This is a genomic window from Mycobacterium sp. 852002-40037_SCH5390672 (genome assembly GCF_001665875.1).
Classification (GTDB): Bacteria; Actinomycetota; Actinomycetes; order Mycobacteriales; family Mycobacteriaceae; genus Mycobacterium.
Genome location: NZ_LZTA01000014.1, coordinates 22,140 through 35,967 on the forward strand (window position 1 = coordinate 22,140; position 13,828 = coordinate 35,967).

A 13,828-nucleotide genomic window follows, 5' to 3' on the forward strand; every position below is an offset into this window, starting at 1 on the left:
GTGGAACGGCAGTGACTCAGAATGTGCCAGCGGGTCGCGGCGCGGTCGGCGGCCGACCCGCGCGCGCCGGCCATACCCGGCCGCCCGAGCGCAATTACCTGCCGCCCCTGTTCGGACTGGCCACCGTCGTCATCATTGGTGTGATCTTCGCCGTGGCGGTGGGTCTGTTTCAGGGCTCCTTTACCCAAACCGTGCCGGTGACCGTGGTTTCGCAGCGAGCCGGCCTGGTCATGAACCCGGACGCCAAGGTCAAGCTGCGCGGCGTGCAGGTGGGCAAGGTGGCCTCGATCAACTCGCTGCCCAACGGCCAAGCGGCCATTCACTTGGCGATGGACCCGTCGCAGATGCGCTTCATTCCCGCCAACGTGCTCGTCGACATCGCGTCATCGACGGTCTTCGGTGCCAAGTCCGTCCTGCTGGTAGAACCCGACCAACCCTCGGCCCAACGGCTACACAGCGGCCAGACGCTGCAGGGACAGCACGTCATGGTCGAAATCAACACGGTGTTCCAGCAATTGGTGTCGGTTCTGAGCCACATCGATCCGCCGAAGCTCAACGAGTCGCTGGGTGCGCTGGCACAGGCGTTCAGTGGCCGGGGTCCACAGCTTGGGCAGTCACTGAACGACCTGGATTCGTTTCTGGCCAGGTTGGAGCCGAGTCTTCCCGCATTCAGGCATGACCTTGCGGTCTTGCCGGCGGTGTCCAACGCCTATGCTGACGCGGCTCCGGACCTGGTGAAGACCGCATCCAACGCGGTCCGGATCAGCAAGACGCTTGTCGATGAGCAGCACAACCTGGATGCGCTGCTGATCAGCGCGATCGGCTTGGCCGACATCGGCAACGACGTCTTATCGACGAACCGCCAACCGCTGACGAATGTATTGCACCTTCTGGTGCCGACCACCGACCTGACCAATGAGTACGCCCCGGCTCTCAACTGCGCTTTTGCCGGGCTCGTACAGATAACGCACGGGGCGCCGTTGTCGGAACCGAGCATCAACATCTCGGCGAGTCTCACGTGGGGCGCCGAACGTTATCGGTACCCGACGAACCTGCCCAAGGTTGCGGCGACGGGCGGCCCGCAGTGCGTGGGCCTGCCGAAGCTGCCGTTCAACACGAGTCCACCGCAATTGATTACCGATATCGGCGCCGACCCGGTGGGGTACGGAAACCCACAGCTGTTGCTCAACTTCGACGGGCTCAAGCAGCTGTTGTACGGGCCGATCGCCGGCCCGCCACGCAACCCCGCCCAGATCGGACAACCCGGATGAGAACGCGCGCCACGCTGATCAAGTTCGGGATCTTCGCGGTCGTGATGGCGATCCTTACTGCCTTCCTGTTCTTCATCTTCGGCCAGTACCGGACGGGTTCGACGACCAAGTATTCCGCAGTGTTCACCGACGTCTCGCGTCTCAAATCGGGCCAGTCGGTGCGCGTCGCCGGGATCCGGGTGGGCACGGTCAACAGCGTGTCGCTGCAACCGGACAAGAAAGTTGTGGTGAAATTCGACGCCGACCGCAACGTCGTCCTCACCGAGGGCACCAGGGCGGCGGTCCGCTACCTCAACCTGGTGGGCGATCGCTACCTCGAACTCGTCGATGGTCCGGGCTCGACCAAGCATCTACCGGCCGGCGGTCAGATTCCGGTCAACCGTACCGCCCCGGCCCTTGACCTCGATCTGCTGCTTGGCGGACTCAAACCCGTTACCCAGGGCCTGAATGCGCGCGATGTCAACGCGCTCACCTCGGGGTTGTTGCAGGTCTTCCAGGGTCAAGGCGGGACTCTCGAGTCGCTGTTCGCCAAGACGACGTCGTTTTCCAACGCCTTGGCCGACAACGATCAAACCGTGCAACAACTGATCGACAACCTCAACATCGTGATCGGCACGGTTGCCAAGGACGGCAAACAGTTCTCCGGCGCGATCGATCGCCTCGAGCAGCTTGTCAGCGGCCTGTCGAATGACCGCGACACGATCGGGTCCGCGATTGACGCCCTGGACAGGGGGACCGCCTCGCTGGCGGATCTGCTGGCCGAGGCCCGCCCGCCGCTGTCCGGCACCATAGCTCAGCTGAATCGGCTGGCGCCGATCCTCGATAACGACAAGGACCGCCTCGACGCCGCAATCGCCAAGTCGCCACAGAACTACCGCAAGCTGGTCCGCCTCGGCGTGAACGGCGCCACCATCCCGTACTACCTCTGCCAGTTCGGGATCCGCGGCACGGATCTTTCGGGTAAGACCGTGCGCGCCAATATCTTCAGGTCAGATGCAGGAAGGTGCACGGAACCCTAATGCTCAAGTATCGCGGAGCTGGGCTGGTCAAGCCCGGACTCATCGGCGTCGTCCTGGCGGTGATGGTCATCCTGGTGGGCCTGTCGCCCGACCGCTTCATCTCGTGGGCGACGATGGTCCGCTACCAGGCGCTGTTTACCGAAGCCGGCGGCCTTGCGACGGGCAACCCCGTCATTGTGTCGGGGATGAAGGTCGGCACGGTGTCGGATGTGAAGCTGCGCCACGGCGATGCGCTGGTGACGTTCGCGATGAAAGGCAACATCCTGCTCGGGTCGGAGACTTCCGCGCACATCCGCACCGGCTCGCTGCTGGGCGAGCGGATGTTGACGGTGGAGTCCGCCGGCAGCGGCACGATGCACCCGATGACGCTGATCCCCGTCTCGCGCACGTCTTCGCCGTACTCGCTGACCGAAGCGGTCAGCGATCTGACATCGGACACGGCCGGCACCAACACCACGGCGCTGAATCAGTCGTTGGACACGCTGGCGGCGACGCTGGACCAGATCGCACCCCAAATGGGGCCGGCCTTCGACGCACTCACCCGGCTATCACGAACCCTCAACAGTCGTAACAAGAACCTGGGTGACTTGTTCAAGAGTGCCGGCGACGTCACCGGGATACTTTCCGAACGCAGCATGCAGGTCAACAAGCTCATCCTCAACTCCGATTCTCTGCTGCAAGTGCTGGTCGCGCGGCGACAAGAGGTCGTGGACCTGCTGGCCAACACCTCGGTGGTGGCCAAGCAGCTGACGGGGTTGGTGCACGACAACGAAAGCACATTGGCACCGACGCTGGAGCGGCTGAATCGGGTGACCGCGGTGCTGGAGAAGAACCGCGACAACATCGGCAAAGCGCTGCCGGGTCTCGCCAAATTCGAAATCACGGTCGGTGAGGCCATCTCCGGTATGTACGCCTACCAGGCGTTCGCCCCGAACTTCCTTGTCCCGCAACTCTTCCAGGAGTTGGTCGACTACCTCTGGGGATTCCGCACCTTCGATACTTCTAAGGGTCCCGGCTTCCCGTCCCCGGTACCTCGGGCGCTGACCCCTTGGCCGTACAACTTGATTCCACAGTGCCCTGGCTGCACGTTGGGCGGACGGATCGGAGGATCGCAATGATCTCCCGGATGCCGCGCGGCAGGCTGGTGGCCGTGACGGCGGTTGTCTTGGTCGGGCTGATTGTTGCCGGCGCCGCCGTGGTCGTCCGAAACACGTTCTTCGGCCCACGGACGATTACCGCCTTTTTCACCACCGCCACCGCGATCTATCCCCATGACGAGGTGCGGGTTTCGGGTGTCAAGGTCGGCAACATCAAATCCATTCAGCCGCAGGGCACACAGGCCAAGATGACCCTTGAGGTCGACCGCGGCGTGCCCATTCCGGCGGACGCGAAGGCGGTTATCGTCGCCCCGAATCTGGTGGCGGCCCGCTACGTCCAGCTCACACCGGCCTACCGCGATAGTGGGCCGGTCATGCACGATGGGGCGGTCATACCGGTTGAGCGCACCGCGGTGCCGGTCGAGTGGGATGAGGTCAAAACCCAGTTGATGCGGCTGGCAACGGATTTGGGGCCCAAGAGTGGGGTATCGGGCACATCCGTGGGCCGGTTCATCGACAGCGCCGCCAATGCGCTGGACGGCAACGGCGACAAGCTGCGGCAAACACTCGGCCAATTGTCAGGCGTGGGCCGGATCCTTGCCAACGGCAGCGGCAACATCGTCGACATCATCAAAAACCTGCAGACCTTCGTCGGCGCGCTGCGCGACAGCAACGTCCAGCTCGTGCAGTTCAACGACCGCCTGGCCACGCTCACCAGCGTGGTCAATGACAGCAAATCCGACCTGGACGCGGCGCTGACCGATCTGTCGACGGCGGTCGGCGAGGTGCGGCGATTCATCGCCGGGACTCGCAACCAGACCAGCGAGCAGATCGCCAGGCTGGCCGATGTCACGCAGAACCTGGTCGATCACCACATGGCCCTGGAAAACATTCTGCACACCTCGCCGAACGCGTTCGGCAACTTCTTCAACGACTACAACGCCGACACCGGAACCATCGTCGGAGGATTCGGGCTGATGAATATGGCGAATCCCACCTGGGGCGGCCAGGTTCTGCTGTCCACTCCGGGCTGCACGCAAATCGGCGCCATCGAGAACATCACCGCGGTCGAATCGGGCAAGCTGTGCTCCCTGTTCCTCGGTCCCGGCTTGCGGCAGACCAGCTGGAATAACTCGCCACTTCCCCTCAACCCGTTCATATCCAAGTCGATTGACCCGTCCAAGATTCTCTACACCGAACCGCGCCTGGCGCCCGGCGGCGAGGGCCCGAAACCCGGACCACCCGAGATCCCGCCCGCAGTGTCCGCCTACACCGGCCTGCCGGGTGATCCGGTCGGACCGCCGGGGGCGGTGCCGCCGGCGCGGATACCGGGCGCGGCGATGCCGCTGCCGCCGCCACCGTCGACGCCGATGCCACCACCACCGGCGCCGACCGTGTCGGGCATGCTGCTGCCAGACGAAGGGCCACAACAATGAGGGCCCGGGTAGCGGCTAAGCGGGTATTCGCCACCGGCTGTTGCGTGGTGTTGACGTCGACGGGATGCGCATTCCACGGCCTGAATTCGCTACCCCTGCCCGGTGCGGTCGGACGGGGGCCGGGGGCCAACATCTACCATGTCGAGCTCCCGAATGTCGGGACGATGGAGTCGAATTCGCCGGTGATGGTCGACGACGTCGTCGTCGGCAGTGTCGGTGCGATGAGGGTGCAAGGCTGGCACGCCGACGTCGAGATCTCGGTCAAGCGCGATGTGGTGGTCCCGGCCAACGTGCTAGCCACCGTCGGTCAGACCAGCCTGCTGGGCTCGATGCATGTGGAGCTCAATACTCCGCCGGGCCAGCAGGGAAGCGGACGGCTGCAGCCGGGCGCCACCATCCCGCTGAGCCGGTCATCCGCCTACCCGTCGACCGAGCAGACGCTGTCGTCGCTGGGCGCGGTCGTCAACGGCGGTGGACTGGGACAGATTGGGGAGGTCATCCACAATTTCTCGGCCGCCCTGTCCGGGCACGAGGGCGCGGTGCGTGATCTGATCACCCGCCTGGACACGTTCGTCGGAACTCTGGACGACCAGAAAGACAACATCGTCGCCTCCATCCAGGCGCTGAATCGGCTGTCGGCCACCTTCGCCGACCAACGCGACGTTCTCACCGATGCGCTGCACAAGATACCGCCCGCGCTCGAAGTGTTGGTCAGGGAGCGGCCTCGTCTGACGGCCGCCCTGGACCACCTTCGCGTGTTCAGCAACACCGCCACCCGGCTGGTCAACGATTCCCAGGCCGACCTGGTCAAGAATCTTAAAAACCTGGAGCCGACTATCAAAGCGCTCGCCGACGTCGGACCGGATTTCGGCGCGGCCATCGCGGCGGCGTTCGTGTTCCCGTTCACCCAGAACTTCGTCGACCGAGCGGTCCGAGGCGACTTCTTCAACCTGCATTTCGATTTCGACATAACGATTCCACGGCTCAAGAAGGGATTGTTCCTGGGGACCCACTGGGGGCAGCTGGATATGCCCGTGCCACCGGTGCCCGGGGACCCGTATCGCTTCAATTACACGCTCGATCCTTTGCATAACCCGCTGAGGCCACCGTGGATCGATCCCAACGCGTTGCCGCTGCCCCCACCGCCGCCGGGTGCGGTACCGGGACCTTCGTCGGCTTACGGCCCGTTGCCTGGGCCTCCGCCGGGTGCGGCTCCGCTGCCTGGTCCGCCGCCGGGTGCGGCCCTGGTGCCTGATGCGGGTCTTGGTCAAACGCCGGCGCCCGCCGACGCGCCTCCGACGGGAGCGGGTGGATAGATGCTGACGCGCTTCGTTCGTATCCAGCTAGGGATCTTCGCGGTTGTCGGGACTATTGGCATCATCGCAATGGTCCTCTTCTACATTCAAGCGCCGACCCTGCTGGGCATCGGCCGGATGACGGTGACGCTGGAGCTGCCGGCCACCGGCGGCCTGTACCGGTTTTCGAACGTGACCTACCGTGGGGTTCAGCTCGGCAAGGTCACCTCGGTGGGTTTGACGCCGACCGGCGCGAAAGCGACTCTGTCGCTTAGCACTTCACCGAAGGTCCCGGCAGACCTGACAGCGCAGGTGCTCAGTGTCTCCGCGGTGGGTGAACAGTATGTGGATCTGCGGCCCAAGACCAATTCGGCGCCCTACCTGCACGACGGCTCAGTTATCGCCGTGCGCGACACGACGATTCCGCAGCCGGTCGGGCCGATGCTCGAGCAGCTCAACGCGTTGGTCGGCAGCATCCCGAAGACCAAACTCGGCCAATTGCTCGACGAGACGTTCCAGGGCTTCAACGGCTCCGGTTACGACCTGGGGTCACTGATCGATTCCTCGAAGACGCTGTCCCGCGACGCCAACGGCGTCGTCGATCGCACCCGAGCCCTCACCGAAGACACCGGGCCGCTGCTGGATACCCAGGCGCGCACCACCGATTCGATCAGAACGTGGGCGCGTAGCTTCGCCGGCATCTCGGATGTGTTGGTGAACAACGATTCTCACTTTCGCACTATCTTGGAGAAAGGTCCTGACGCGGCGAACGAGGCGTCCCGGCTTCTCGAACAAATCAAACCGACGCTGCCGGTGTTGCTCGCCAACCTGACCACTATCGGGCAGATCGGCGTCACCTACCACCCCTCGATCGAGCAGCTGCTGGTGTTGCTGCCGTCGGGGGTTGCTATCGAGCAGGCCGCTCAGGGTGAAAACCATCCCGACGGTAGGGCTTACGGCGACTTCGCCGCCACGGTCGACGATCCGCCTATTTGCACGGTCGGCTTCATGCCACCCAACACGTGGCGTTCCCCGGACGACCTCACCGACATCGACACACCGGACGGGTTGTATTGCAAACTCCCGCAGGATTCACCGATCGGAGTTCGCGGTGCCCGCAACTATCCCTGCATGGGTCACCCGGGTAAGCGCGCACCGACCGTCGAAATCTGCAACAGCGACAAGCCGTACATGCCGCTGGCGATGCGCCAGCACACCCTCGGTCCCTATCCGCTGGATCCGAATCTGCTAGCCCAGGGCGTCCCGCCCGATGACCGGATCACCACCAATGACAGGATCTTCGGCCCGGTGCAGGGAACGCCGCTACCGCCGGGGGCGGTGCCGCGCGGCGCACCGGCGGGGCCCCGCGGGGAAAATCCACCGCCGGGCACGGCTGGGGCCGCTGTTCCCCCCGTGCCGTCGTCGGGACCAGTGCTGGCGCCGATGTCGAGAATGTCGGCGGACCTTCCGCCCATAGCGCCACTCGATGTCCCTGCGGCGGGAGAACTTCCCTCGCCGCCCGCCGCGCCGGCCCCGCCTCCAGCCCCGACCATTCCTCCCGATCCCGCGACGGCCGACACGGCCGGCGGCGGAGGACCCCAGGCTGCGCCAAGCGCGTTCGGCGCCAACGCATCTAAGCCCGCGCCCTCGGTGGTGGTGGCAAAGTACGATCCGCGCACCGGTCGTTATGTCGGTCCGGACGGGAAGTTGTACCAGCAGTCGGATCTCGTTGCTCCGAAAGCGCCCAGGACATGGAAGGACATGCTTCCCACCTGAATTCGCCCTGAGATGAAGCGGCCCGAGGGCGGGGCGATGAAGCTACGACCGCGCGGTCAGGAGAGCTGGTCCAGGCGCAACGGCATCGTGATGTCAAGCCACTGGTTTTGCCCGCAGGCGCCGCTGGGGCCGACTGTCTTGTCCTTGCCCGAGAGGACCCGCGATCCGATTTGGAATCCACCATTGTCGTTCACCGGGTAGAAAAAGAATTGCTGCTGCCCGGGGAACGCGGAACCGTCCTCGCACCGCTCCCAGTCCGGCACTTCGCGCCTCACCTTCCACATCTCCCCATCTTTCATATATAGGGGTGCGCTCCATCCCTGGTCGCTCGTCACCGTGCCATGGCATTCCAAGGTCGACTCGCACGACGAGCTGATGGTCCATACTTGGTAGACCGTCGGTTCGCCGAAGTACTGGTCATTTCTCTGGGCCCAATCGCCAATGGACGTGGCGCGGAAAGTCCCGTTGAGGGCCACGTCTTCCTTGGTTATTGCCTGGGCTGGGGATGCAGTGCTCAAACCGCCGAATGCAGTGGCGGCCACCAGCGTTGCGGTGGTGAATGTTTTGACTGAACGCATCAGGTGCTCCTCGAAGCGCGTAATCCGAGAGTGCCAATGGCACCGTTTCACCGTCGGTTGCGGCGTTCTCGAGCGATGACGTTACACCGCTTCGGCCCGCCAGTTAACGGTTAGGACAAGATCTGCCGCGCTCATCCGGATGGGTCGAATTTCGCGATCAGCCAGGAACCGTTGACTTTTGTCAGGGTGACCAGGACGCTGCTCTGCGTGTTCTCGGGATCCTTCTTCTTCAGGCTTTTCGTGGTCTGGTCGACGAAAACCAGCACGACGGCCGAATCCGGATGCAATTCCGAGACTGCGGCCCGAATCACCTTGGCGGACGCCGTCAGTTGTCCCTTCTGCGCCGTCGGCGCGACGACATCGTCGCTGAATTTGCTGTAATAGGCCAGAAGGTCGCCGGTAAGATGTGATTTCGCGTTGTTGAAATCGCGGTTCAAATGGTCGTAGGAATACGACAACACCGCCACGGCGCCATCTGATGCGGCCTGGATTGCCCGGTGCGCCGCCGCGTCGCCGACCTGCCGATCCGGCCGGTACAGGATGAAGTACACGCCGGCAGCGACTCCCACGGCGGCAATAACCAACGTTGTCGCGACTATCGAACGCCACCTTGCCAAATACCGTCGGGCCCGGCGCCGAAGGGCTGCCCGCCGGCGCAAGCGTGCCGGTCTCTCGCCAGCGGGCGCCGGTCCGTCCTCGGCGGGTGAACTAGGGGCGCCGTCAATCGCCTTTTCGGCGCCGTCCAGCGACGAGCCAGGTTCGACAGTCATCGCAGGAAATCAACTTTCGACATCTTGAGCCGGCCGCCGTCGCGGTCCAGGTTGACGCTGAGCCGAAACAAGGCCGGTGGCGGTTTGGCGTTATCCGGTCCAATGGGATCGGTTTTCGCCGCCACAAGCACGACTCCCGAATTGTCGCTCAACGACTCGACGGCGACGGCTTCGATGGTGACCTTGGTGCCGACCTTGGTGTCCTCGGCCTTCTTGACCATCAGGGTCGACAGCACAGCTAGCTGGTCCTTCTGGTCGCCCGTAGAGGCATCGATCGTGCGCTGGACATCCTCCTTGGCATGATCGGGGTCAATCGACATGAAAGCCGTGATCCCTTGCCGGGCGGCTGCACTGAACTCCGCGGCGAGTTGGCGATTATGCATCGCGATGTGGTGCTGCCACACCATGTAGCCGGTGGCTCCGAGGGAAGCGGAGAAGAGCACCATACCGACGCCGGCGGCTACTGTTTTGCGCCCCGGGCGGCGAAGCCACCGTGGCCGCCCGGGCCGCCGCGGCAGCCGTAGTCGCGCCCGGGTCGACTTGGCGGGCCGCTGCTCGTCAATTTGGTCGGCGTCCGCGTTCGCGTCCCCGGTTTCGGCTGTCCCGCGCAGTTTTAAGAGGCGTTCCCGAGCCGCCGCGGCGCGCGCCTCAGCCTCGGCAACTTCGTCTTCTGTGTCTACTTTCGAGATGGGCGCTGCGGTGTTGGCGGCCGACTGTGTTTCGTCCGATTTGGTCACCTCCGCCGGGCCATCACAATGGTCGGCGTCAGGCCCCTCTGGATCGTGCACGGAGAATGAGCTTATCACTTCGGCCTAGCCCCAACGACGTCACCGTGCGGCCGTAATCATGGGCCTCACATGCGGAAATGCCGGTCTGTCCGGCACCGGGACGCAAGGGGTTGGGGCGGCGCGGTGCCGACGGCTGTCCGGTTCAGAAGATCTTCTCCAACTAGGAGAATTTTCTTTTCAGGTGTGGCAGAGTAATCGGGTGCGATCGATCGTGGCCCTGGTTGCCGTATTGCTCGGCGCCGGTGTGCTGGCGGCACCGCAAGCTTCGGCCGGACCGAGTGTCTGCGACTACCCCGCCTGCACCCCGGGCATCATGCCGCACCAGGTTTTAGGCGCCCCGTGCGACAACACCAGCTATTACGCCTTCGGTGTCGCGGACGGTTATGTCTCCTTCGCCTCGGAGCCCGGACGGTTGATGTTCTGCGGCTCGCCCAGGCGATACCAACCGCGATGGTTCCGCTCACCTCCGATGGCGGGAGTCAAGGACGAAAACGCCGACTGCCAGAACTACCTGAACTACGTCGCGCAGGCGCCTGATGGTCTGTTCCTGATCTGTATTGCTCACGACGGCATATCGAGCTGGGTCCGCGCCGACACGTAGCAGCGTCAGTCGCGGGATTTCCGAGGCAGACCGAGCAGGCGCCGGCTCAGATCGGTAACACGTTCGAGCAAGGTGTCGTCGTCGATATCGACCACCAGCGGATGCATGACCGCGGTGCTGAGCGCGCCGGAGAACATGGCGGCCTCGATCCGCCCGTCCAGACCCGCATCGCTCAGCAGCACCTGGTACAGACGGTCCATGAAGAGTTGAAACGGCTTGTGCTCGGCCAGCAACCGGACGACGACCGGATCGAATTGCAGCGTGCGCACCAACCGGCGGTCGCGCACGGCCATCTCAACCACGCGCACCAACAAGGCATCTCGCGCTTGAGGACCGTCGTCGTATGCTTCGGCCTCCTCGAGCGCCGGCTCCAGCCGGCCCAGTTCGCGCTCGGTCACGGCGATGACGATCTGCTCCTTGGTTCGGAATTGGTGGTACACAGCAGCTTTCGTGATCCCGACGGCGTCCGCGATCATCTGCAGTGACGTACCGCTGACACCGTGTGTGGCGATCAGATCCAACGCGGCATCGAGTACCCGTGTCCGGGCCGGGCTGTGCTCGATGAGCCAGAATTGCTCACCGGTGACCGACTGCCGTGCTGTTCCCACGCACCGAGACTAGACGACGCTATTGACCGTGGCTAGCCGATCGGCTAGCTTCGCTCACTAGCCGAGTTTCCGTGTGGTTTCGTGCGGGGAAGGAGTACCAATGTCCGACGTCGGTGGAAACGATGCAGGCGGTCGCCAATCCGCGCGAACCGCGTCGCGGCGCACCGACGGCGAGCTGATTCTGTTGTGGACGTTGCCGGTGGCGCTGATCCTCTGGATAGCCTCGTTCCTCCTCTTTCCGGGCTTCAATCCGCCTATGTCACCCACGATGCCGGCGGATCAGGTCGCAGCGTTTTATCGCGATCCGGCCCACCTCCCCGAGATCCGCTCCAGCATGATCGTGTTCAACTGGTTCGGCGTGTGCCTGGTGCCGATCCTGGCCCTGATCGTGCTGCAGATCCGCAGGATGGCGCACCGGACGCCGATCTTTTCCTACGCCATGCTGGGGTGTGCTGCGGGCGGTCCGACTCTATTCCTGGTGGCCAACGTCTGCTGGCTGCTGGCTGCCTTCCGTCCCGAGCGGAGCCCGCAGCTGACCCAGCTGCTCAACGATTTCGGCTGGATCACCTTCACCATCGTGGTGCCCTTCCTGATCGGCCAAAGCGTAATCCTTGCCGTGGCAATCTATTTCGACGATCAACCACATCCGATATTCAGCCGGTGGGTGGCCCATTTCAACCTTCTGGTGGCGGCTGCGCTGGTGCCCGCGGCTTTTGTCGGAGTGTCGTTGACCGGCCCGTTGGCGTGGGACGGCTTCCTGTCCTTCTGGGTGAAAAACGTCGCCATTGCGGTCTGGATCGTCGTGATGGGAATCGTGTTGGGACGAGCCATTTATCGCGAGCGTGCCCAGAAGCCCGAACCCGGGGAAGAACTGGTCAACGCATGAGCGCGGTGATCACACCACCGACCTCGCCGACCACGCCCCCGCGGGGGCCGCTGCATCGCCGGATCGGCTGGCACCTATGGCGCAGCCCTAAGCGCGAGCTCTGGCTGGCGTGGGCGGCACTGCTGGTCTTCTATAACGTGTTCTTCCCGATGTTCTTCATCGTGGCGCAAGTCCAGCCCCCGCCGGAGCCCACCTGGGACCTCGCGACGCAGCTCCACTGGTTCTCCGAACGCCACCTGGGGATACCAGTTGGTTTCGGCATCATCTTCGCGATCAGCGGCTTGATCGCGACCAACAACGCCCTCATCGCGTACTCGATGCGCCGCATGTCCGTCAGCCGCGCGTTCGGCTATTCGTATCTGATCATCTATTCACTCAGCGCGGTTCCCGGCATGCTGCTGCTCAACATCGCGCTGATCGTCGGGACGTTGCGGCCGGAGCGCGACCCGGAAGTGATCGGCTGGCTCTATGATTTCGCCTTCTTGTCTTTCGACGGAACCATGGGAGTGTTTCTGATCGGCTCGCTGATCTGGATGGTCGCGATCCTGCTCGACAAGAATCGCGTGTTCCCCAAGTGGTTCGGCTATCTCAACCTGTGCAATGCGCTGACCGAGGTCGTCGTCGCGCCCTGCTGGATCTTCCGGCGTGGCGTGTTCGCGTGGGACGGCGAGATCGCTTGGTGGCTGGACATGGTCGTGTTCGGTATCTACCAAGTCACCTTCATCGTCATGCTCTTTCAGATGATCCGCCGCGACGACTTGGGCACCGGGCCGCTGCCGGCCCTGCCGCGGAAGAAGGCGGTTGCGCAGTGACCGATCTCAAGACCGACCTCGCCGAAAAGAGTAAACACGGCCGGTTCGTGCCGGGCCAGCACGACATGTGGGCCTTCGTATTGTTCGAGACCCTGGTCTTCACGGCCTATTTCGGGTTCTACCTGTTCTCCCGGGGCCGCAATCCCGAGCTCTTCCTGCATGCGCAGGCGCACCTCGATCTACGGGTAGGTGTTTTCAACACTCTTGTCCTGCTGCTGAGTTCGTGGTCGGTGGCGCGCTGTGTCCAGTCGGCTCGCGCCGGTGGCTACCGGGCGGCGCTCAGGGACGTCGCCATCACGGCGGCCTTTGCCGCAGTGTTCCTGTTCTTCAAGGTGTTCGAGTGGGCCCGGTTGGTCCGCGCCGGACATGGCTTCGACAGCGATGACTTTTTCACCTACTACTTCTTTTTGACCGGCATCCACTTCGTGCATCTGCTGATCGGCTTCGTCGCCCTCGGTGTCATCGTCTACCGACTCCGGAGTCCGGCGCGGCGATCCCAGGAACTTGTCGAAACCTGCGCAACGTATTGGCACACCGTCGATTTCCTTTGGGTGCTGATTTTTGCGCTGCTCTACGTGGTGAGGTGATCGGAATCAAATTCAACAAGCGGCTGCTGTTCGTCTGGCTGATTCTGGCGGCCCTCACGCTCGGCTACCTATGGATAGACCACTCGGTCGCCGGGGCGCTGAAGTCCAGCGCGGTGGTGACGTCGAGCGTCATCGTGATCGCACTTGTCAAGGTGCGCATCATTTTTCGCGAGTTCATGGAGGTGCGAAACGCTCCGGTCCTGCTGTGCCGACTCACCGACGCGTGGGTGGTGCTGATCGCCGTCGTCTTGCTCGGCAGTTATTTCGTCGGCGCGCAAGTCCGGTAGCGCTTGAGAGTGCCGTT

15 protein-coding genes are annotated in these 13,828 nt (G+C 63.7%); 11 read left to right on the forward strand and 4 right to left on the reverse strand.

The genetic code is table 11. The features are described from left to right. Positions 1–11: 11 nt before the first annotated feature. From A5782_RS03150 to A5782_RS03175, 6 genes are read left to right on the forward strand one after another with little or no spacing between them, the layout of a single operon-like run. On the forward strand, positions 12–1,271 hold the full coding sequence (locus tag A5782_RS03150; RefSeq protein ID WP_067095016.1) for an MCE family protein: 1,260 nt from the start codon (positions 12–14) through the stop codon (positions 1,269–1,271). Further along, complete coding sequence (locus A5782_RS03155) at positions 1,268–2,290, forward strand: MCE family protein (RefSeq protein ID WP_067095019.1); 1,023 nt, start codon at positions 1,268–1,270, stop codon at positions 2,288–2,290. Before A5782_RS03150 ends, A5782_RS03155 begins: the two co-directional genes overlap by 4 nt. Further along, positions 2,290–3,408, forward strand: a complete 1,119-nt coding sequence (locus A5782_RS03160) for an MCE family protein (protein ID WP_067095022.1) — start codon at positions 2,290–2,292, stop codon at positions 3,406–3,408. The genes A5782_RS03155 and A5782_RS03160 overlap by 1 nt, the downstream gene beginning before the upstream one ends. Next, a complete protein-coding gene (locus A5782_RS03165) occupies positions 3,405–4,823 on the forward strand; it encodes an MCE family protein (protein WP_067095025.1) in 1,419 nt (472 codons plus the stop codon). Before A5782_RS03160 ends, A5782_RS03165 begins: the two co-directional genes overlap by 4 nt. Continuing rightward, positions 4,820–6,139 carry an MCE family protein gene (locus A5782_RS03170; RefSeq protein ID WP_067095028.1) on the forward strand — a complete coding sequence of 440 codons (1,320 nt, stop codon included), beginning with the start codon at positions 4,820–4,822 and terminating at the stop codon, positions 6,137–6,139. Before A5782_RS03165 ends, A5782_RS03170 begins: the two co-directional genes overlap by 4 nt. Further along, positions 6,140–7,894 (forward strand): MCE family protein, encoded by a 1,755-nt coding sequence (locus tag A5782_RS03175; RefSeq protein ID WP_067095031.1) that lies wholly within the window; start codon positions 6,140–6,142, stop codon positions 7,892–7,894. A 56-nt stretch (positions 7,895–7,950) separates the two neighbouring features. Here the strand turns inward: A5782_RS03175 and A5782_RS03180 are convergent, their stop codons facing one another. From A5782_RS03180 to A5782_RS03190, 3 genes are all read right to left on the reverse strand, one after another. Further along, positions 7,951–8,472: a hypothetical protein gene (locus A5782_RS03180; protein ID WP_067095429.1), complete on the reverse strand. Its 522-nt coding sequence runs from the start codon at positions 8,470–8,472 to the stop codon at positions 7,951–7,953. 131 nt (positions 8,473–8,603) lie between these two features. Beyond that, on the reverse strand, positions 8,604–9,242 hold the full coding sequence (locus tag A5782_RS03185) for a hypothetical protein (protein ID WP_067095033.1): 639 nt from the start codon (positions 9,240–9,242) through the stop codon (positions 8,604–8,606). After that, a complete protein-coding gene (locus A5782_RS03190) occupies positions 9,239–10,030 on the reverse strand; it encodes a hypothetical protein (protein ID WP_067095037.1) in 792 nt (263 codons plus the stop codon). The genes A5782_RS03185 and A5782_RS03190 overlap by 4 nt, the downstream gene beginning before the upstream one ends. A 211-nt stretch (positions 10,031–10,241) precedes the next feature. On the opposite strand from A5782_RS03190, the gene A5782_RS03195 reads away from it, so the two are divergent. After that, positions 10,242–10,631 (forward strand): hypothetical protein, encoded by a 390-nt coding sequence (locus A5782_RS03195; protein WP_067095040.1) that lies wholly within the window; start codon positions 10,242–10,244, stop codon positions 10,629–10,631. A gap of 5 nt (positions 10,632–10,636) precedes the next feature. Here the strand turns inward: A5782_RS03195 and A5782_RS03200 are convergent, their stop codons facing one another. Beyond that, positions 10,637–11,239 carry a TetR/AcrR family transcriptional regulator gene (locus A5782_RS03200; RefSeq protein WP_067095043.1) on the reverse strand — a complete coding sequence of 201 codons (603 nt, stop codon included), beginning with the start codon at positions 11,237–11,239 and terminating at the stop codon, positions 10,637–10,639. Positions 11,240–11,339: 100 nt separating this feature from the next. Here A5782_RS03200 and A5782_RS03205 point away from each other — a divergent pair, with 100 nt between their 5' ends. The 4 genes from A5782_RS03205 to A5782_RS03220 all read left to right on the forward strand — a co-directional run bounded on the left by A5782_RS03205 (position 11,340) and on the right by A5782_RS03220 (position 13,811). Next, entirely contained in the window at positions 11,340–12,125 is a 786-nt protein-coding gene (locus A5782_RS03205) for a hypothetical protein (protein ID WP_067095045.1), read from the forward strand. After that, positions 12,122–12,937, forward strand: a complete 816-nt coding sequence (locus A5782_RS03210; RefSeq protein ID WP_067095048.1) for a hypothetical protein — start codon at positions 12,122–12,124, stop codon at positions 12,935–12,937. Before A5782_RS03205 ends, A5782_RS03210 begins: the two co-directional genes overlap by 4 nt. A 65-nt stretch (positions 12,938–13,002) precedes the next feature. Further along, on the forward strand, positions 13,003–13,524 hold the full coding sequence (locus tag A5782_RS03215; protein ID WP_067095432.1) for a cytochrome c oxidase subunit 3: 522 nt from the start codon (positions 13,003–13,005) through the stop codon (positions 13,522–13,524). Continuing rightward, positions 13,524–13,811 carry a cytochrome C oxidase subunit IV family protein gene (locus A5782_RS03220; protein WP_067095434.1) on the forward strand — a complete coding sequence of 96 codons (288 nt, stop codon included), beginning with the start codon at positions 13,524–13,526 and terminating at the stop codon, positions 13,809–13,811. The genes A5782_RS03215 and A5782_RS03220 overlap by 1 nt, the downstream gene beginning before the upstream one ends. Positions 13,812–13,828 lie beyond the last annotated feature (17 nt).